Origin of the sequence: Mesorhizobium escarrei (assembly GCF_935825525.1) — a bacterium.
In the GTDB taxonomy this organism is placed as follows: Bacteria; Pseudomonadota; Alphaproteobacteria; order Rhizobiales; family Rhizobiaceae; genus Mesorhizobium; species Mesorhizobium escarrei.
The window spans coordinates 61821-80883 of record NZ_CAKXZT010000145.1 but is presented as its reverse complement, the minus strand read 5'-3'; the positions used below and the strand labels follow the sequence as shown (position 1 = coordinate 80883).

Genomic DNA, 19063 nt, shown 5'->3' with positions numbered 1-19063 from the left:
CTGGAAGGCTGCACTCGGTGTTGGCTTTGTTGCGGCATGCTCCGGAGCCTATTTCCTCTCTCAGCCCACGCCAGCAGCCCCACCCGCCGGGGTCGTGCGGGCGACAGAGATACCGATTGCGCCCGAGGTCGGCGGGCAGGTCGCGGCAATCAAGGTCCGCAAAGGCGACCACGTCCAAGCTGGCGATGTCATCGCCGAGCTGTCGGCGGTTGAATTGACCGCAGCAGTGGCGCAAGCGCGGGCCGAACTCAACGCCGCAACTGCCAACCGCAACAACGTCTACGTGGGAGTGCGGGCTGAAAAGGTTGCCGCGCTGGCTGCCGAGATCGCGAAGGCGAAGTCACGGCTGGCTTATGTGGAGGGGCAGCTCGTGCGCGCTAGCGCTTTGGCGCGTAACAGCTTCGCCTCACAGCAGGCGTTCGATCAAGCCCGATACGAGGTGGCGGTTGCGCGTGCCGACGTCACCGAAGCGGAGGCCAACCACGCCGGCGTGGTTGCCGGACCGACCAACGAGCAGCGAGCAATCGCAGACGCCGAAGTACTGGCAACGACCGCCGCGCTTTTGGTGATCGAGCAACGGCAGGCAAAGACCAAGCTGCGGGCGCCAGCGAACGGCATCGTTAGCGTGGTCGTCGCCGAAATCGGCGAGAACATCATTCCGGGACAGCCGGTGCTCGTGATTCAAGAGACTGGCAAACCATGGCTCTCGTTCAACGTGCGGGAGGATCGGCTGCGTGGCCTTTCGGTAGGGCGGATAGTCCAGGTCGCTGTTTCGGGTGCTTCAACGAAGACAATGTCGGCCATCGTCACAGAACTGCGACCGCTCGGGTCGTTCGCCACGTGGCAGGCCGAGCGAGCGGTCGGCGACCATGATCTCAACACGTTGCGGCTGCGTATCGAACCCCAAGGAGATCCGACCGGCCTCGAGCCCGGGATGGCGGTCTGGTTGTCGAGTTGACGGACATTGGATGTGTGGCCACACTCGACGCGAACGCACTGACAAAGTGAAAGGCGTGCTCGGGATGCCGGGCAAGCACGGGTTGCTCTGCTGATATGCCCGTGAAATCGGGGATCTCGAGAAACTGCTCGGGTGGGTCGATCCGGCAAGCGGGCGTTCGCCCCGTTCGGTGATCGAACTCTAGGAGCGAGGCCTAGCCGAAGGCGTCCTGCGAAAAGCGTGACGTGGGCGACAGGTAACAACTCGACAGCAAACCCTCGGAATTTGACGAACAAGGCAGCCTGACAAGCGGGCATTACTCAAAACGTCTGATATCGGAAATCCCGTGTAGCAGCCGCCTGCTACCAGCAAAGCAAATTTTGGTTCTATCTGATATGAATGGCGAAGATCGCCGAGGCGGTGTAGGGTTCACCTCGAAAGAAGAATTGAGCCGTAGAAACGGCGACGCGGAGCGAATCTGGGAGGATTCATGGTCGAGATTATCTCCAAGCGGGATGGCCCGCGGCGCGAGGACGCACAAGTCAAAAGACTGATCGAGCAGAACCGCTCGACAATCGTCCGACTTGCCGACCAGATCAGCGGTGGCGGCTATTCAGCTTCCAGGAAGCCACGCCAGCAACCAAAGGCGGAAGGTCTGATCATCCATGTTGGCGACAGTGCCGCGCCTGTGACCGAAGCCAAGCCGTCCATCCATGTCACCATGAACGGCCGCGTGATCTCGAAGGATCAGAACACGGGCCGCCAACTTCATCACATCGGCGATATCCGCAACCGCGGCGGAGACCAGATCTTCGTTCTGGCGACGAAGCAGAATGGCTTCTTCTCGCCGGTCGACGAAACTGTCGCCGAGGCGCTTGCGGACCTGGACGGGTCCCGCCTCGCCGCAACCTACACCGAAGAGCAGCTCGCCGCCGACATCGGCGCGAAACTCGGCATCGACTGAGCGGCAGACGTTGGGACGTGCGCTTCCAATCCACGATAGCATTCGAACATGACAGCATACAGCAATGGCATGCCTCAAAGGTTCTGTGATGACTGAATGAAACGGGCGATAGACCCCAATCATATGAAGATCGATGCCCTTCCGGCGCGAGCGTCGCTGGCCACCGGCAAAATGGTTCTGGGCAACATCGACTATGACGAGCGTGCCACCATGCGCGCCTGGGAAAATTTTCTGGCGGACGAGCCCAAATGCGCCCGCGATCCTGTCCACCCAAGCCACGTCCGCTCACTCATCCATGATTCCTGGTATCGCAGTGCCACCGGCGGTATCAACGCTCAAGGCGTTGAAGCGCCGCTGAGCAGTGATCGCGACGAAATCGAATATCTGACCCGGGCCAATGCAGAACTGCTTTCGGCAGCGCGGCGGTCGTTCGCCTCCCTTGGCCAGTTGCTGGACGGGACCGGCGCGATGCTGGTTCTGGCCGATAGCGACGGCGTGCTGATCGACGCCATTGGCGACAAGAAGACGCTGCATGACGGCATGGACATCCACCTCGCCATCGGCGGCAAATGGAACGAGGATGCTGTCGGTACCAACGGCATCGGGACGGCGCTGTGGACCGGCGAGCCAACTTTCGTCCATGCGGCAGAACATTTCTGCGCCGGCATCAAATCCTGGACTTGCGCCGGCGCGCCGATCCGCGATCCGCTCGACGGCAAGATCATCGGTGTCGTCGACTTGTCAGGCTATTCGCCGATCTTCCGGCCGCACAACACAGCGCTCGTTGCCGCAACAGCCCGGCAGATCGAAAAGGCATTGGCCGAACAGCAGCAGGAACAGCGCACACGCCTTCTCGAAGCTTTCATTTCGTCGGCTCCCAGCTACCGCCGAAAAGACGGGTTGGTGATCGTCGACCATCGCGGCCGCGCGATCTTCTGCAACAACGTGCCTGACGGCGAGAAAACCGAAATGGTGGACGGGCCGATGGAGCCTGGCCGTGGTCGCTGGCTGATGAACCTTCCGTCGTCCGGCTCCGAGGCCGACCTTGCCAGGGCACTACCGGCCCATCTGCGATCCTGCCACATCACGCCGCTGAAGTTGGACGGCGACCTCCGCGGCGCGGCGCTGGTGTTCCCCTCCGTGCCGGCAGTCTCCAGCGTGGCGGTGGTCCACCGGGAAGTGAACAAGCATCTTCAGGATGCTGTCGCCATGATCGTCGGCGAAAGTGAAGCGCTGCAGGCCGCCGTCGACGTCGCCTGCCGCGTCACCCGCTCAGGCAGCCTGACATCGCTGTTGATCGAAGGCGAAACAGGCGTCGGGAAAGAGCTGTTTGCGCGGCTTGTCCATGCCGGCAGCCGGCGCACGGCGAACGATCCGTTCATTGCGATAAATTGCGGAGCGATCACCAGGGACCTGTTCGGCAGTGAATTGTTCGGCCATGTCGCCGGCGCCTTTACCGGCGCCTCGCGCGAAGGCAAACCGGGCGTTTTCGAGCTCGCCAATGGCGGCGTCCTCAGTCTCGACGAGATCGGCGAATTGCCACTCGAGATCCAGCCATTTCTGCTGCGTGTCCTGGAAGAGCGCGTGGTCCACCGCATTGGCGACAGCCGGGGTCGCCCGGTGGATGTACGCCTGGTCGCCTCAACCAATCGCGATCTCAAGCAGGAAATTGCTGCAGGCCGCTTCCGCCGCGATCTCTACTATCGAATTGGCGCGGTCTCGATCACAGTCCCACCGCTGCGCAAGCGCGGCGAGGACGTTCTGCTTCTGATCGAACATTTCAACCGGCAGATCGCCACCGCGGCAGGCGAGGACCCGCTGGAATTCTCGCACGACGCGCTCGATGCACTGCTCGCCTACCATTGGCCCGGCAATGTGCGCGAACTGAAGAACCTCGTCGGGCGGTTGCATGTTCTGGCGCACGGCCGCGACATCGGACTTCGCGATCTTCCCGAGGAAATCACCGCACCCAGCTCTGAACTGAGTACCGCGTCGGTCGATGATGCGGCCTCCTCACCCGAGCTGCCTGGAGGCACGCTCCTCGAGGCGGAACGCCAGGCGATGAAGACCGCACTGGCCGCGGAGGGTGGCAATCTCAGCCGGGTCGCGCGGCGGCTCGGCATCTCCCGGCCGACGCTCTATCGCAAGCTCGACCAATACGGCATCCGCCGCGGCTTCGTTTGATGCAGGCGGCAAAAACCCATGGCATTTGCGCCATGGGGCTCCTGTGCATTATTGGGACACAGATTCACGGTAGGCGTTTCGCCGCTGTCTGATCGGCAAGGTTCGACCCGTCTCTGCCTTTCCACCGCACAGCCTGAACCGGAAGTTCTGACCCGTTCCGGACCTCGGGCGATGGTACCGCGGAGGTCGGCTTCCACCATTTCTTGACGTTCCCGGCACGCTTCTCCGAAACCGACACTCGCATTTATGCAGGTGTCAGACCTAGCAACCGGACATCGAGGAAAGGCAGGCTGGAACATCCGGGAGCTTGTTTTGCAGCAATTCGTCTGCTGAGCCGAAAACCTCGGTTCGCAGGCCGACCGTGCGAAAAAGCCTTCTGAGCGCCTCGCGGAGTGAGGTGTCATCCTCGACGGTGGAAGACGATCAGCTCCTCGCCGCCGACCCTCTCGTGCGTCGGCCAGGTCACGAGCGGACCTCTGAATGCGATGGCAAGACGAACTGAAACGTCGTACCAGGCTCGGCATTGGGTGAGGCCCACAATCTCCCGCCATGGTTCTCGATGATCGAGCGGCAGATCGATAGCCCCATGCCCATGCCGGTGGACTTGGTCGTGAAGAAGGCGTTAAAAAGCTGCTTCGCGCGCTCCGGATCGATGCCGACGCCGGAGTCCTGGACCGCGACAAGCACCTGGCCGCTGTCGTCCAGTTGCGATCGCACCACCAAGTCGCGCGGCCGGTCGGTGATGGGCGCCATGGCCTCCATGCCGTTGACGATCAGATTGATGATCACCTGCTGCAATTGGATGCGATCGCCAAGCAAGGGAGGCAGCGTCGGCGTCAGTTCCAGGCGCAGCGACACCCGATGGCTGAGTACCTCCTGATGGACCAGCGGGATCACCTCCCTGATGACGGCATTGATGTCCAGCGCCACCTTCTGTGTCTCGGCCTTTCTGGAAAGCGCACGAAGGCGCTGGATGATCTCGCTTGCCCGCCTCCCGTTGTTGATCATGTCACCAAGGGCTTCGCGCACCTCGGCGAGGTTGGGCGTCTCACGATCGAGCCACTGCAGGCCAACCTCGCCGTTGGTGACGATGGCGGCGAGCGGCTGGTTGACTTCGTGGGCGATCGACGCGGCCAGTTCGCCCAAGGTTGTCACGCGCGCGACGTGCGCCAACTCCATCTGCGTCTTATGCAGCGCTTCCTCTGCCTGCTCGGCGCGGACCGCAGCGGTTACGTCGCTACCGACGCCCCGGTAGCCGAGGAAGCGTCCTTCCGGATCAAAAACAGGCTTACCGCTCGCGGTAATGTAGTGAGCCGAGCCGTCGTCGGCTTTAACCCTGAAGACAAAACCGCGAAACGGCTGGTGCGCCTCAAGCGTGGCGATGTGCAGGCGCCACTTCTCCGGCTCCTCGTCAACGTCGGTAGCGAAATCCCATCGCCTCAAGCCGATCCGATGCGCGGGGCTAATACCGACGGCGGTGAGTTGCTCCGATACATGGATGAAACGATGGTCCGGTCCCGTCTCCCAAAGCCAATCGGAGGCTATCTCAGCATAATCCCGAAAGCGTTGCTCGCTCTCTCGAGCCTCGGTTTCCGCGCGCTTCCGTTCGGTGATATCGTTGAAAAGGATTCCGACACGCCTGCGCTTCGGGTCTTCCACCGGGAAGGCGTAAACGTCATACCAGCGTCCGAGTTGTTTGGCTTCATTTTCAAAGCGCATCGGCTCGCCCGTGAGGGCGATCCTGCCGTAAATCTCGAACCAATGTTCTTCGTGCTGTGGCGCGATTTCGCGCATTCGTCTGCCGGCGGCATTCTTGATTCCCGTCTGCCGTTCAAACGACGGGTTGATTTGTAAAAACCGATAATCGACCGGCTCTTCGTTCTGGTCAAACAAGACTTCAATCGTGCAAAAACCCTCGTCCATCGATTCGAACAGCATGCGGTAATTCTGTTCCGACTCGCGCAATTCAACCTCGGCGCGCTTGCGATCGGTCAGATCGAGCACGAAGGCAACCCCTTGGTTCCCGCCTTCTTCGAAGGTTGCCGCACCGAGCAGAATAGGCACGCGGCTGCCGTCTTTCCGTAAGAACTCCTTCTCGATCGGTCGCCGGAGGCCAGTTCTCCTGTGCTCCTCCACCCACTGTTCGTCGCGCTCGTACCAATCCGGGGGCGTCAGATCCGCCCGGCGTATGCGGCCCGCGATGAGATCCTCACGATCGTATCCTACCATGCGGAGAAAGGCGTCATTGGCCTCAAGAATGCGACCGTCGAAATCCCAAAGGAAAATCCCGATGATGTTGGCATCGACCAGGCGCCGGATCTTTGCTTCGCGTTCCGCAAGATCGCGGTACAACCGGGCATTTTCCAGCGAAATCGCGGCTTGCGAGGCCAGCAACTCCAGCACCGCCACCCGGCTCGAGGTGAAGGCGTACGGCGTCAGATTGTTCTCGAGATAGAGTGCGCCGACGAGCTTCGTTTGTTTAACGACAGGCAAACACAGAACGGATCTGGGTTGCTTTTGCCGGATATACTCATCGTCCGAATACAGGTTCCTGACCGAGGCGTCGTCGAGGACGACGCTTTCCCGCGTCCGCATCACGTAATGAAGCGCGGATTGGGGAAGAGCCACCGGACTTACGGCGGTCTCCCGAACCGTGACCTCGACTTTGCCGCGGCCGGCGGTAGCCTCCGCCACGACCCGCGACTCGTCGCCCCTGGGAAGGATGAGCAGTCCCCGTTCGGCGCCCGCATGCTCGATCGCGATCTTCATGAGAGTTTCGATGAGCTTGCCGAGTTCAATCTCGCCCGACACAGCTTGTGAAGCTTTGACAACGGTCCCGACATCCAACTGCTCGACGAGGGCGCCGATTGTAGTGGTGGGAGGCGGCGGAGCCGGCCCCTCGCGGAGGTGCGGGTGCAATTGCTCGAGTTGCCGTACCTTGCCTTCGGCGCCCCAACTCAGGTAGCAGCGCCGCGCATTGCGCAGGTAGAGCTGCGCAATCTGCTCGAAGCCGCGCCCCGCGTAGAAGCGGGCGGCTAGTTCGCAGGCCAGTCCTTCGTTCTGGATGAAGCCGTGCTCGTGCGCCGACCGGACAGCCTGCTCGTAAAGCCGCTCCGCATCCAGCTCTCGTCCTTCGAGGCGCGCAATCTCTGCGCCAACCAGCGCCGCGCGATTTGCGAAGGTTGAGGGGCAATTCTCGGCCCAGAGCGTGATCTGCCGATGGTGAGCCGCCGCCGCGTCCAAATGCAGGGGTCGCTCCTCGGCCGAGGCCGTATCGCAATGTGCGGCCCGAGCAAGCGCTGCGTAGAAGTAATACTCCGACAATTCGACTTGGGAGGGCACCGTCCAAAGCAGAGGAGCGGTTTTCAATGCAGCCACGAGACCCGATGCGCTGTCGCCAGAATAGACGCATGCTTGCAGCTTGCGAATCCAATATCGGGACGCGGCAATGGCGAGCTGGGGGTTGCTCTCCAAGTGCTGCTCGAAGCTGACCTCGTCGAACTCCGCGTCATTGAAGGAAGTGAAATCCGGCGTCAGCCCACAGAGCATCCGGATGAGCCTGAGCTGAGTGGTTATCAGGTCGCTGATAAGACCGAACCGCATTTTCCGTACGAATTGGAGCGCATCCCCGGCCTCCCGTTCAACGTCATCGAGCGGATCTCCGGAGGCGAGACGGTTCGTGATCAAGTCAGCGCAGCTATAGGCTGCATAAGTAAGGTCGCCGTCATGCTGTGCTGCCTCAAAGGCGCGCCGGAGGAAGACGCGGCAGGTCGGTAGATCCTGCAGCCAAGGCGCAACGTGGACCGCGAACACCAGGTAGACTCGGGCGCTGTGCCGGTCGAGCCCGCGCTTCTCGACTAGGTCTAGGCCAAGGCGGCCAAAGCGGAAACCGGCCTGGTAGTTTCCGAAGTACGTCCCAAGGACGCCACCCAGCCACACGTAAGCGTAGCATGATCCGTCGCTATTGCCATTCTCCAGACTGAGCGCCGCCATCCGACAGACAACGAGCCTGAACAGATTCAAATCGGTGAATAAGGCCGGCGAGGCCAGCGCCGTGAGCACGTCCATGGTCGCGCATTGGTCGGGATCGGCCATCGCCGGCAGGGCAACAAGGGCTTCAATCGGGCTGGAGCCTATCTGCTGCCACAACCGATCATAGTGTTGGTCGACGTCCTGTGCCGTAGGGTGCCGCGACCACAAGCCGTCACCCCGCTGGAGATACTCTACACCCACTTGGACAGCGCTGTCGCTCTGGTCCAGGTGGGTGTAGAGATTGAGCCGCACGCAGGCAACGGCTGCAGCATCGACGGTGGTTTGGGCGCGTTGTGACAGCGCCGAGAGCCGTTCGTCCGCTGACGCCAACTCCCCCGTCAGATACTCGCACTCAGCCAAATTGAGCTCGAGATTGAAGGTGAGTCGGTAGCACCGTTCCCATTCGTTCCTCGTCAGCAGAGCGCGGCCGGCGGTAAAATACTGGAGGGCTGAGGCATAGGCGGTTGCTGCCTTGGCACGCTTGCCCGCCATGAGGTTGAGCTCGGCGACCTGCTCGCGTTCCTCCGGCGTGGTAATCAGCGCCGCGCCGCGGTCGAACTGGTTCACGATGTCGAAGATCCTGTCTTCGAGCTCTTCCGACGTGGTCCGCGCCGCGAGCAATCGGCCAATCCGAAGATGCGCCATAGTACGCTCGCCTTCGGCGATAAGCGCATAAGCCGCCTCCTGGATACGGTCGTGCAGGAATGTGTAGGTGCTGTCCGAGCGAATGACGAGGCCGGCGTGGACGGCTTCCCAGAGTGCCGTGTGCATCGCTTCCTCTGTTGTCCCGTGAACCAAGGCCAGAGTGGCGGTCGGGGCGACGTTGCCGAGGCAGGCGAGCTGTTTCAGGGCCTCTTGGGTGGTGGAAGAAAACCGCCTCAGCTTTCCGGCCATGAGATCCGCGACATTGTCGGTGAAGCCCTTGGCGCGGATGCGCGCCAGGTCCCAGGTCCAGGCCTCCGTGCCGGGATCGAACGCCAGCAGCACCTCCTCCAAGGCGATCAGGAACTGGATCGTAAAGAACGGATTGCCATCGGTCTTCTCGAACACCAGGTCAGCCAAGGGCCGCACGCGCCCAGGCGACGTGTGCAGCGCTTCCGCAAGCAGCCGCTCCAGATCGTCAGGCATAAGCGGAGCAAGCTGGATCTCCTGCACATCCATGCCGGCCTCCCGGATCGTTTTTAGCCTTAGCGAGAGCGGGTGAGAGGGACCGACCTCGTTATCCCGGTAGGCGCCGACCAGCAGCAGGTGCCGCACCTCTGGGTGCGTGACAAGATGTTCGATCAAGTCAAGGGTCGCGGTGTCCAGCCATTGCAAGTCGTCGAGGAACAGTGCGAGCGGGTGCTCTGGCTTGGCAAACACGCCGAGGAAGCGCCGGAAAACCATCTGGAAACGGTACTGCGCATCCCGCGGCGGCAGGTCTGGAACGGGCGGCTGGGTGCCGATGACGAGTTCCAGTTGGGGAACCAGATCCACCATGAGCTGGCCGTTCGGACCCAGCGCCTCGCGCAGCGCATCTCGCCAGCAGCCAAGCTCCGCCTCGCTCTGCCCCAGAAGCGGGCGCACAAGGTTCTGAAAGGCCTGAGCCAGGGTGGCGTACGGAATGTCGCGTTTGTATTGATCGAACTTGCCGGGCGCAAAGAGGCCACGCGACGGGACCAGCATCCTGTGCAGTTCATTCACTACCGAGGTCTTGCCGATCCCCGAATATCCGGACACGAGCACAAGCTCGGTTGTGCCGTCGACCACAACGCGGTCGAAGGCCGCGAGCAGGGAGGCGATCTCACGCTCCCGCCCGTATAATTTCTCTGGAATCAGCAGCCGGTCCGATACGTCGTGCGCACCGAGCGGGAATGGGTCGATGCGGCGGTGCGCCTCCCATTCCACCAGGCACTGCCGCAGGTCGGCCTCGACGCCTGTGGCGGTCTGGTAGCGCTCCTCGGCGGTCTTGGCGAGGAGCTTCATCACGATCGCCGCAAGCGGCCCCGGGATGCCCGCGACCCGCTCTTCGGGCGGCGGCGGCTGCCGGGCGATGTGGCAATGCACCCACGCCATCGAATCGGCCGCGGTGAACGGTAACGTCCCGGTGAGCATCTCGTAGAAGGTGATGCCGAGAGAATAGAGATCGCTGCGGGCATCGATAGAGCGGTTCATCCGGCCGGTCTGTTCCGGCGCCATGTAGGCGAGCGTTCCGGCAATGATCTCCGGCGGCGCGGGTGCCTGGCGCTCGCGCGGCAGGCGCGAGGCGATGCCGAAGCCGGTAAGCCAGACGCCGCCGCTTGCGACGTCCACCAGGATGTTGGCCGGCTTGATGTCCTTGTGGATGAGGACATGCCGGTGCATCTGGCCGATTGCGGCCGCGAGCGGGATCGCGATGTGCAGGAACTGCGTCACATCCATCGGCTGGCCGATCAGTTGATCGAGCGGCTCGCCGCCGGGATCCTCGAGTACCAACGCCATGCGGCCATCGTGGCGGGACAGGTCTACCGGCCGGACAGCCCAGTCAGCATCCAGTTCGGCCTTGAGGTCATGTTCATGTTCGAGCCGCTTGAGAGACTCACGCGCGAAGTATTCCCCGATGGGCGCGAGCAGCAGGATCGGGTCCAAGCCGTCGCCCGAGCCGCGGTAGAGTGTGAACTCGCCTCCCCGCAATGCCGAGAATACATAGCCCGAAAGCTCCGTCACAAGGGCCTCCTGTCAGCCCCCTCCGGTAATCAGCTGCCCCCCGTGTGGTACGGTGACTAGTTACATTGCTCCTTCGCCGTCAATCCATCAACCGAGGCCAAAACATGTAATCGCAAAAAAATGATGGCGGTCACTGCCGCTCCTGGCACGACCGCAAGGTGAACTGAAACGTCGCGCCAAAACCCGGCATTGCGCGAGGCCCGCAACGTCCGCCGCGGAGGGCAGCTGAACTCGATCGGACGAGACCGGCTAACTATGATGGATCATCCCGAAAGCACGACATCGTCACACTCCGGTGGCCCGCGAAAGTCCGAGATGGGGTCGAGACGCGACCTTCGGGGAACCCCGGTAAGGTCCACACATGGCGCAAGATGCTCGTTCGTGCTGGTCAGAACGGGCGACCGCCCACCACCCCGTGCGGTCATTCAAGCCAAGTCATTCCAGTGCTTCATGTGCCTCCTGCTGGCGAAATTCGGCAACGATTCTTGAGACGGTTGGCTCGCTCACGTCATATAGCCTTGCCATTTCGGCGCCAGACTTGCGGCCCGAAATGACGGACTCGGCGATCTCACGCCGCTTTTTGTCATCGAGCTTGCGCCGTCGCCCACCAACGCGACCGCTTCCGGGATCGTGGCCTCGAAAATCAGCAGATGCGGGCGGCGGCCCTCAATCTCGTTACCGCCTCGATCATCCTGTTCAATTGCCGCTATCTCCCCCGCGCAGTGGGCGAATTGCGAAAGCGCGGAATGACGCTCGATCCCGAGCTGCTTTCGCAGCTTTCTCCTTTGGGTTGGGACCGGATCAACTTCACTGGAGATTATGTCTGGTCAGACAGCATTGAACTCGACGCTGATGGCCTCATGCCGCTCCAATTGACCGCTCGCCCGTGATCGTTACGCCGCTACCGTCAATCCGTGTCCGAATAATGCACTGGGGCCACGGGGTCAGGAGAATCCGCTGACAATTCAGCTGGCGGCCGGCCCCCATGCCGTCCCGGTCCAAATGTTTCAGGGAACGATGACGCCGCGGCCGGTGAACCGCCGGTTCTTGAAATCATCGAGTGCGGTGTTGATGCTGGCGAGATTGTACTCGGTGTAGTGCATCTTCACCTTGCCATCGGCGTTCAGCTCCATCAGTTCGACAAGCTCGGTGAAGTTGCCGACGAGGCTGCCGCCGATGTTGATCTCCTCGATGACGAGATGGGCGGTCGGTACGTTGATATTGCCGCCATAGCCGACGACGAACAGTTGCCCGCCCTTGCGCACCATCTTCCAGCAGATGTTCTCGACGCCGAGTTCGCCGACGAAATCGATGACCACATGGGCGCCGCCGCCGGTGATCTGGCTGACCTCCTCGACGACATTCGGCCCGCCGTCGAGGACGAAATCGGCGCCCAGATCCTTGGCCAGCACACGCGCCGCCGGTTCGCGATCGACGGCGATGATGCGGCAACCCGAGATCGCGTGCAGCGATTGCAGCGCGATATGGCCGAGCCCGCCTATGCCGAGCAGCACACAATAGCTCCCTGGTCTTAGCAGCTTGGCCGCCCGCTTGGCGGCGCGATAGGCAGTGATGCCGGCGTCGGCCAACGGCGCCACTTCGATCGGCGTGACATTGGCGTTCAGCTTGATCAGCGAACGCTCGCCGGTAATGAAATACTCGGCGAAACCGCCATTCATGCCAAGACCGGGAAACTGGCCGTTGTCGCAGTACATGTCCTCGCCATGCCGGCAGTTGAGGCAGATGCCGCATGAGCGGAAGGGATGGCAGATTACGGCGTCACCGCGCTTGACCGACCTGACGCCGCTGCCAACCTCCTCGACCCAGCCTGCATTTTCATGGCCCATGATGTAAGGCAGCAGCGTGCCTTCGGGATCCATGGTCGGCTTCCACACACCCTCGATGATGTGCAGGTCGGTGCGGCAGAGGCCGGCGGCACCGACCCGCACGATCACCTCGTCGGGGGCAGTGATCGTCGGCGCCTTGACCTCCTCGATCCTGAGCTGGACGTTCATATGCGGATCGTATTCGTACAGTCTGGCAGCTTTCATCGTCGTATCCTTTCAACGTCGAGATTGTTCGGATTGCTTAGGCGCGGCCGAGCTTTTCAGAGCCGCCGCCGCGGGCCGGTCCGGCCGTCGGATCCTCGTCCTCGGCAAGATCGCCAATCAGCGTTTCGGTGGTCAGGATCAGGGTCGCCACCGAAGCTGCGTTGGCGAGCGCTGTGTAGGTGACGCGGACGGGGTCGATGATCCCTGCCTCGAACATGTTCTGATAGTTGCCGGCGGCGGCGTTGTAGCCATAGCCGCCGTTGATGCGGGTGACTTCCGCCACGACTGCCTCGGGATCCGCGCCGGCGTTGGCGGCGATACGCCACAGCGGTCGCGACAGCACCGATCGCACCAGGCGCACGCCTTCGGCGACATCGCCGTCGACGCCTGCCGCCACCTTGTCGAGCAGCGGCGCGATCTGGGCAAGCGCCGAGCCACCTCCGGCGACCACGCCCTCTTCGGATGCGGCGCGCACCGCATTCAGCGAATCCTCGATGAGCTGAATGGTTCGCTTCTGCTCGACCGGCGTGACACCGCCGGCATAGAGAATCGCAGTGCCGCCAGAAAGCTTGGCCAGGCGTTCGCGCAGCTTGTCCTGATCGATATTCGGCGGCGAAGCTTCATACTGCCGCTGCACCTGGGCGCGGCGCGATGCAATTGCCGTATGGTCGCCACCACCGCGGATGATCGAGGTGTAGGACGAACTGGTCTTCACCCGGTCAGCCATTCCAAGGTCGTCGGCAGTGATGTCCTCCAGCCGACCGCCGAGGTCGCGCGCGATCACCTTGCCGCCGGTGATGATCGCCAGATCCTCCATCATCGCCTTGCGCCAATGGCCATATTCCGGCGGATGGACAACGAGGTATTTTCCAGGTCCCTGCTTGCCGAGCAGCGTCACCACGACTTCCGGCGACATTTCCTCGGACACGATCAGCAGCGGCCGGCCATCCTCATCGGCAATACGGCGAACCGCATCGAGCTGCCCGGGTTCCTTGATCTTGAGATCGGTCATCAGGATGTAGGGCCGTTCGAGAACGGCCTCCATCTTCTCCTGATCGGTCACCATGTGATGCGAGAGATAGCCGCGTTCGAAAGACATGCCCTCGACCACATCGAGCGTGGTCTCGGTAGTGACGCTGAAGTCCGTGGTGATGACACCTTCGGCACCCACGCGCTGGTGGGCTTCCGCCACCAGTGCGCCAAGCTTGGCATTGGTCGCCGCGATGTTGGCGACCGAGGCGAGAATGCCGTTGCCCTTAGCCGGCTTGGCCGAAGCCTTGAGTGCGGCCACCACCGCCGCCACGGCAAGGTCGATGCCCTTGCACAGATCGACGGATTTCACGCCGCGTTCATTCGCCTCCACACCGCCCTGGATGAGAGCGTTGGCGAGCACGATGGCAGTCGTGGTGCCGTCGCCGGCGACCTCGTTGGTTTGCATCGACACTTCGCGCACGACCTGCGCGCCCATGTTTTCGAAACGGTCGTGCAATTCGATCTCGGAGGCGATGCTGACACCGTCACGGGTCACCATCGGCGTGCCGATCGGCCGGTCGATCATGGCGTTCATGCCTTTGGGGCCGAGCGTCGGCTCGACGGCAGCGGCCAGCCGAAAGACGCCACGGGCGAGAGCGCGGCGGGCGTCGGAGTTGTGAAGCATTATTTTGGGCATGATTCCTCCTTCCGCCTTACGGGCGGGTTGTTGGTTAGGGGCCTCGTGCGAGGGAGGCCGTTGTTTTCGGCTCTACTTCAGGCGGTCGGCGCGGCTCGTGCCGGCACGCGATCCATGATGAAATCGACCAGTGTCGGTTCGCCGTCGATCACATCCAGTTCCTTGTATCTGGTCTGCTTGAGCCCACGGCAAAGCGCGCCGTTGAACTCCATGTTGATACGCACACCGCGCAGCTCGGCGAGATGCGCACTGAGTGCATGGGCCGGTATCGGTTGCCCTTCCCATGTCACGAAGACAGGCTCATCCGCCCGGCGGTCGGGAAAGCGTTCAAGCAGAGCCGACCTATACCTTGGCTTCTGCTTGGCCGCTTCGCCGGGTTCGAACCGCGCGACGTCGTACGCCGGCAGGTCCATGCCGAGGATTTCCCGATCTGTCAGACCGTGCTGCCGGAGGCCGCGCAAGACTGCCTCCTGGCGTCGCTTGAACGCCTTCATCGCAAACGTTTCCCGCAGACCTGCGAGATCGAGGTCGCCAGCAAGTTCGCCAAAGATCTCGCCGAATGCCTTGCCGCCCTCTATGCCGCGATTTACCTCCTCCGCGAACATATGGTCGTGCAACTTCACCCGATAGGCAGGCGACCACGAAAGCTGGTCGAGCGCTTTGCAGAGGCCGTCCAGCATAAGGAAAGCGAAGTTGGGCGAGCACCAGTAGGTCGGCAGGCGAAACTCGACCTGCACGCCGCCGTCGTCGGCGACTGCGGCGAGCTCGACGAAGCCCATCTCGGTGATCGATTCGTCGAGCTCCGGATCGTTGACCTCACCAAGGCGTCGCCAGAGCTCATTCTCGCGGCTACCGGAAAAGGCGGTTGCCATCGCTCCTACTCCGCGGCGATGCTAAAAGGCGAGTTGGCGAATTCCGCCTTCCGGGCTTCGATGTCGATGTCGTAGAGGCGGGCAGCGTTGAGGCCGAGGATCTTTTCCTTGATCTCGTCGGTCAACTGCACGCCGCGCTCGGCGGCGATGTCCTCTGGAATCTGATAGGCCCAGAGCTTTTCGACCAGCCAACGCGGCGTCCAGATCGCGTAGTCGGAACCGAACAGGATCTTCTCCGGGCCGATCCAGAACAGCAGCTCGGCGATCACCTCGCCGAAATAGCGCGGACGCGAATGAATAAAGGGCAGTGCCACCGCGAGCCCGGCGTAGACATTGGTCTCCTGGGTCGCGATCCAGCAGAAATCATCGAGGCGCGGTAAGCCGCAATGCTCCACGATCCAGTTGAGGCCCTGGAAATCGGTAGCAGCATGATCCACGTCGTGTACGTCAAACGCATCCTTGCTGAGCGGGATTATCGTCGGACCCTTGTGGACGTGGATGTTCCTGATGCCGAGCTTGTCGCAGAGCTCGAAGCATTTGTAGGCCTCGGAGTCGTTCAGCCGCCAGCCTTTCGACGCGCCGTTCCACTCGGCGGTGTACATCTTCACGCCTTTAATGTCGTAAGTCTCTTTCATGAAATGGATGTATTCGAGCGCTTTTTCGCCATCGCGCGGGTCAAACGCCCCATTCACAATGAAACGGCCGGGATACCTCTTGGCGATCTCCGAGGTGCGCTTGATGCAGCCGAAGCCGGTCTTGTAGAAATCGCTTAGTGACGTGGTCTGGAAAATCGCGATGTCATCCGGCCCGTCGATGAACAGGTCGTTGTAGAGATTCTCGGCCGAGTACTTCTCGAACTTGCTCTTCTCCCACAGCTGTTCCTTGGGGCTGAGCCCGGTATGATAGGCGTAGAAGCAGTCGATGAACTGCTTGCCGTGAATATTCTTCTGGTTTTCCGGGCTGCCGTCCCAGAAATGGGTGTGGCCATCGACCACGAAAATATCCTTGCCTTCCGGTGTCCTAAACATTCCTACCTCCACAAAATGGCGTTGATCGTTCGGCGCGCCGTAGCCAGGCGGCGCGCCTGATTTTCTTGGGCGCCTATTCGATGTATTCGAACATCTCGTCCATGTTGCCGAACAGGATCACGGTGTTGTCGTCGATGCGCACCATCCGCCCGTAGTGGGTGGAGCTGTTGACCTCGAAGGTTTCCGCCGTCATCTCGCGGCCGAGATATTCGCTGATCTCGTCCATCTTGAAGATCAGCTTGCCGGTGCCATCGATGCGGATCATCGCCGGTTGGTAGGTTACGATCACGTTCGGCTTCAGGCCCATGAATTCGGCGATGGCCCTGGCTTCCACCGAGTCGTTCATGGTGACGCCGCACTGATGCGAAATCGTCTGTTCGAAGGTGATGTCCTTCATCGCCCTGAAGATGTTGGATTGCGATGCGTCGCGTGCTGCTGTTGACATGACAGTTTCTCCCTGTGTCAGCGCTTGAGGCCAAGTTCGCCGAGTATCTGGCCAATCCGTTCCTCGGATTTGGCACGGACATCGGCGAACGCGACCGGCTTTGAATGCGGCATCGACCAGATCGGCTGCAGGCCGGTGGCTGCCTTGTCGGCGAGCGCGCCGTGCTTCTTGACCCAGCCCTGGAAGAGCTTCTTGTTCGCCGCGCCATGCTTCTCGTCGTTGGCGAGCATGTGCATGAGGTCGATCGTGTTGGCGAGATTGCGCTCGTAGTCGGCCTCGGCTGCCGAAATCACCGCAGGCGTGATGAAATCATGGTTGGCGGCGGCGATCTGCATCAGGAAGCCTGAGCGGAATGCTTCCCCTACCAGCGGTTCGAAGACGATGTTGATGGCGAAATACTGCTCGAGATAGTCGGCCGCGCCCATGATGGTCTCGATCGCTTCGCGGGTGCCTTGCCAGTTGTTGTCCTCGAGCCAGGCCTTCTTGCCAAGTTCGTCGTCCCAGCCGGGAAGGTCCATTCCGATCTCGGCAAGATAGAGCGTGATGTCCTGCGCCAGCCGCAGTTTGTAGGACGAGTTGGTCAGCGTCGCGTTGTTGATCATCTGGGTGTAACCGTAGCGCTGCGCCTGCATTAGCGAGGTGCCGAGCCCGAATTCGGCATGTTTCCAGGCGCCGAGCTGCGTCTGCAGGATCTTGACCCAGGCCATGTCAAAGGTCTTGGGCGCCCCCGACTTGCGGGCATTGTTGATGACGCTCTGCACCATCGTCTCGATCTTCGACTGGCGCTGGTAGTGCGTGCGCTCCCATTCCTGGTCGGGCGCGCGGAAGGCATGCCAGTTGGAGCTCTGCGCGGCGGTGTTCTGCTTGACATAGGCGCCCTTGCCGTCGGCGAATGAGATGATCCAGTCCTGGATCAGGTAACGCTCCGGGTCAGGCTGCACGTCGACTGTCATGTCCTCATAGTGTGTGGCGCGCTGGCCCTTCGGGTCGAAATACCGGTATTTCCGGCTGTCGGAATCGGCAAAGATCGCCGCGCCGGCGGCTCCGGATCCGACTGAACTCGAGATAGCTGGCATAGTCTTCACTCCCTTGCTGCAGTTGTGGTTGCAGTTGCGTGGCCGCCCCCTCAGTGGGCCGGCGTAACACCTGCCGATGTGGTGAACTTGTCGAAGAAGATCCGCTCCGTCTCAAACCCGTTCATGAACAGAACCGGCTGAAGCGCATCGATCATCGGTGGCGGGCCGCAGGCATGAACATCGCCCTGCCCATCGACCGCCAGTTGCTTGAGCTTGGCGTCGACACTTTGGTGTACGAAACCGCGTTCGCCCTGCCATTCGGCGTCATCCGTCGCGTGCGACAGCACGGGAATGAAAGTGACATCCGAATGCTGGCCGATCAGCTCGGCGATCCTGTCGAGATAGAACAGGTCGTTGCGCGTTCTGGCACCGTAGAAGAAATAGACCGGACGTTTCTCACCGCTCTTCAGATGGTCGTTAAGGATCGACCAAATCGGTGACATGCCCGATCCGGCGCCGACCAGGATCAGGGGTCCTTGCCGTTCGTCGCGTCGGAAACAGGTTCCGTAGGGTCCGACGACGATGACTTCGGCTCCGGCCTTGATGCCTCCGGAATCGAGTTCTCCGGAGAACTTTCCCTCAGGGTATTTTTTGATGATGAAGGAGAGTTTTTGGGTTTGGTCCGGCGTATTTGCCATGGAGAACGAGCGCGTAATCGTCTCCCCTTTTTCCGTGGTAACCGTGATGTCGACATATTGCCCCGCCCAGAACTTTATCGGCGAGCCGAGTTCGATCTCGATGCCGCGAATGTCATGGGTCAGGTGCTCGATCAGAGCAATCCGGCCCTTGAACGTCTTCACGGCGATCGCTTTCGCCAAAATCTCCTCGTCATAGTTGAGAAGCTCGACTTCCAGATCGGAGTAGGCGATGCAGCGGCACAAAAGGACGTGCCCGCTCTCCTTCTCCATGTCGTTCAGCGCGAAGGTCGAGTATTTGAGCATGTCGACTTCGCCATCGAGCAACACGCTCTTGCAGGCCGAGCATTGCCCTTCCTTGCAGCCGTGCGGCAGGGCGATGCCCTGGCGGAAAGCGGCGTTGAGTACCGTTTCGCCATGCTCGACATCGAATTCGACGCCGACTGGGCTGAGCCTGACCGTGTGGGTTTCCGACATACGGACCT

13 protein-coding genes are annotated in these 19063 nt (G+C 61.5%); 4 read left to right on the top strand and 9 right to left on the bottom strand.

What is annotated here, in order from left to right:
* Positions 1-214 precede the first annotated feature (214 nt).
* From NMG80_RS24770 to NMG80_RS24760, 3 genes are all read left to right on the top strand, one after another.
* Entirely contained in the window at positions 215-958 is a 744-nt protein-coding gene (locus NMG80_RS24770) for an HlyD family secretion protein (RefSeq protein WP_495664012.1), read from the top strand.
* A gap of 469 nt (positions 959-1427) precedes the next feature.
* The gene (locus tag NMG80_RS24765) at positions 1428-1901 is read left to right on the top strand and encodes a hypothetical protein (RefSeq protein ID WP_254020530.1); all 474 of its coding nucleotides are present in this window, start codon (positions 1428-1430) and stop codon (positions 1899-1901) included.
* 96 nt (positions 1902-1997) lie between these two features.
* Entirely contained in the window at positions 1998-4085 is a 2088-nt protein-coding gene (locus tag NMG80_RS24760) for a sigma-54-dependent Fis family transcriptional regulator (protein WP_254020529.1), read from the top strand.
* A 462-nt stretch (positions 4086-4547) separates the two neighbouring features.
* On the opposite strand, the gene NMG80_RS24755 is transcribed toward NMG80_RS24760, so the two are convergent.
* Positions 4548-10802, bottom strand: a complete 6255-nt coding sequence (locus NMG80_RS24755) for an AAA family ATPase (RefSeq protein WP_254020528.1) — start codon at positions 10800-10802, stop codon at positions 4548-4550.
* Positions 10803-11237: 435 nt separating this feature from the next.
* Entirely contained in the window at positions 11238-11369 is a 132-nt protein-coding gene (locus NMG80_RS37435) for a hypothetical protein (protein WP_367186006.1), read from the bottom strand.
* 83 nt (positions 11370-11452) lie between these two features.
* Between NMG80_RS37435 and NMG80_RS24750 the strand changes: the two genes are divergently transcribed.
* Positions 11453-11692, top strand: coding sequence for a Tn3 family transposase (locus tag NMG80_RS24750; RefSeq protein ID WP_254020527.1), 240 nt, complete (start codon positions 11453-11455; stop codon positions 11690-11692).
* A gap of 117 nt (positions 11693-11809) precedes the next feature.
* Here the strand turns inward: NMG80_RS24750 and NMG80_RS24745 are convergent, their stop codons facing one another.
* From NMG80_RS24745 to NMG80_RS24715, 7 genes are all read right to left on the bottom strand, one after another.
* Positions 11810-12853, bottom strand: coding sequence for an NAD(P)-dependent alcohol dehydrogenase (locus NMG80_RS24745; RefSeq protein ID WP_254020526.1), 1044 nt, complete (start codon positions 12851-12853; stop codon positions 11810-11812).
* A gap of 37 nt (positions 12854-12890) precedes the next feature.
* Positions 12891-14522 (bottom strand): molecular chaperone GroEL, encoded by a 1632-nt coding sequence (locus tag NMG80_RS24740; RefSeq protein ID WP_254020525.1) that lies wholly within the window; start codon positions 14520-14522, stop codon positions 12891-12893.
* Positions 14523-14599: 77 nt separating this feature from the next.
* Complete coding sequence (locus tag NMG80_RS24735) at positions 14600-15394, bottom strand: iron-sulfur cluster assembly protein (protein ID WP_254020524.1); 795 nt, start codon at positions 15392-15394, stop codon at positions 14600-14602.
* Positions 15395-15399: 5 nt separating this feature from the next.
* The gene (locus NMG80_RS24730) at positions 15400-16422 is read right to left on the bottom strand and encodes an amidohydrolase family protein (protein ID WP_254020523.1); all 1023 of its coding nucleotides are present in this window, start codon (positions 16420-16422) and stop codon (positions 15400-15402) included.
* 73 nt (positions 16423-16495) lie between these two features.
* Entirely contained in the window at positions 16496-16867 is a 372-nt protein-coding gene (locus NMG80_RS24725) for an MmoB/DmpM family protein (protein WP_091589951.1), read from the bottom strand.
* Between the two features lie 17 nt (positions 16868-16884).
* Positions 16885-17943 carry an aromatic/alkene monooxygenase hydroxylase subunit beta gene (locus NMG80_RS24720; RefSeq protein WP_128172142.1) on the bottom strand — a complete coding sequence of 353 codons (1059 nt, stop codon included), beginning with the start codon at positions 17941-17943 and terminating at the stop codon, positions 16885-16887.
* A gap of 50 nt (positions 17944-17993) precedes the next feature.
* On the bottom strand, positions 17994-19055 hold the full coding sequence (locus NMG80_RS24715) for an NADH:ubiquinone reductase (Na(+)-transporting) subunit F (RefSeq protein ID WP_254020522.1): 1062 nt from the start codon (positions 19053-19055) through the stop codon (positions 17994-17996).
* Positions 19056-19063: the final 8 nt, after the last annotated feature.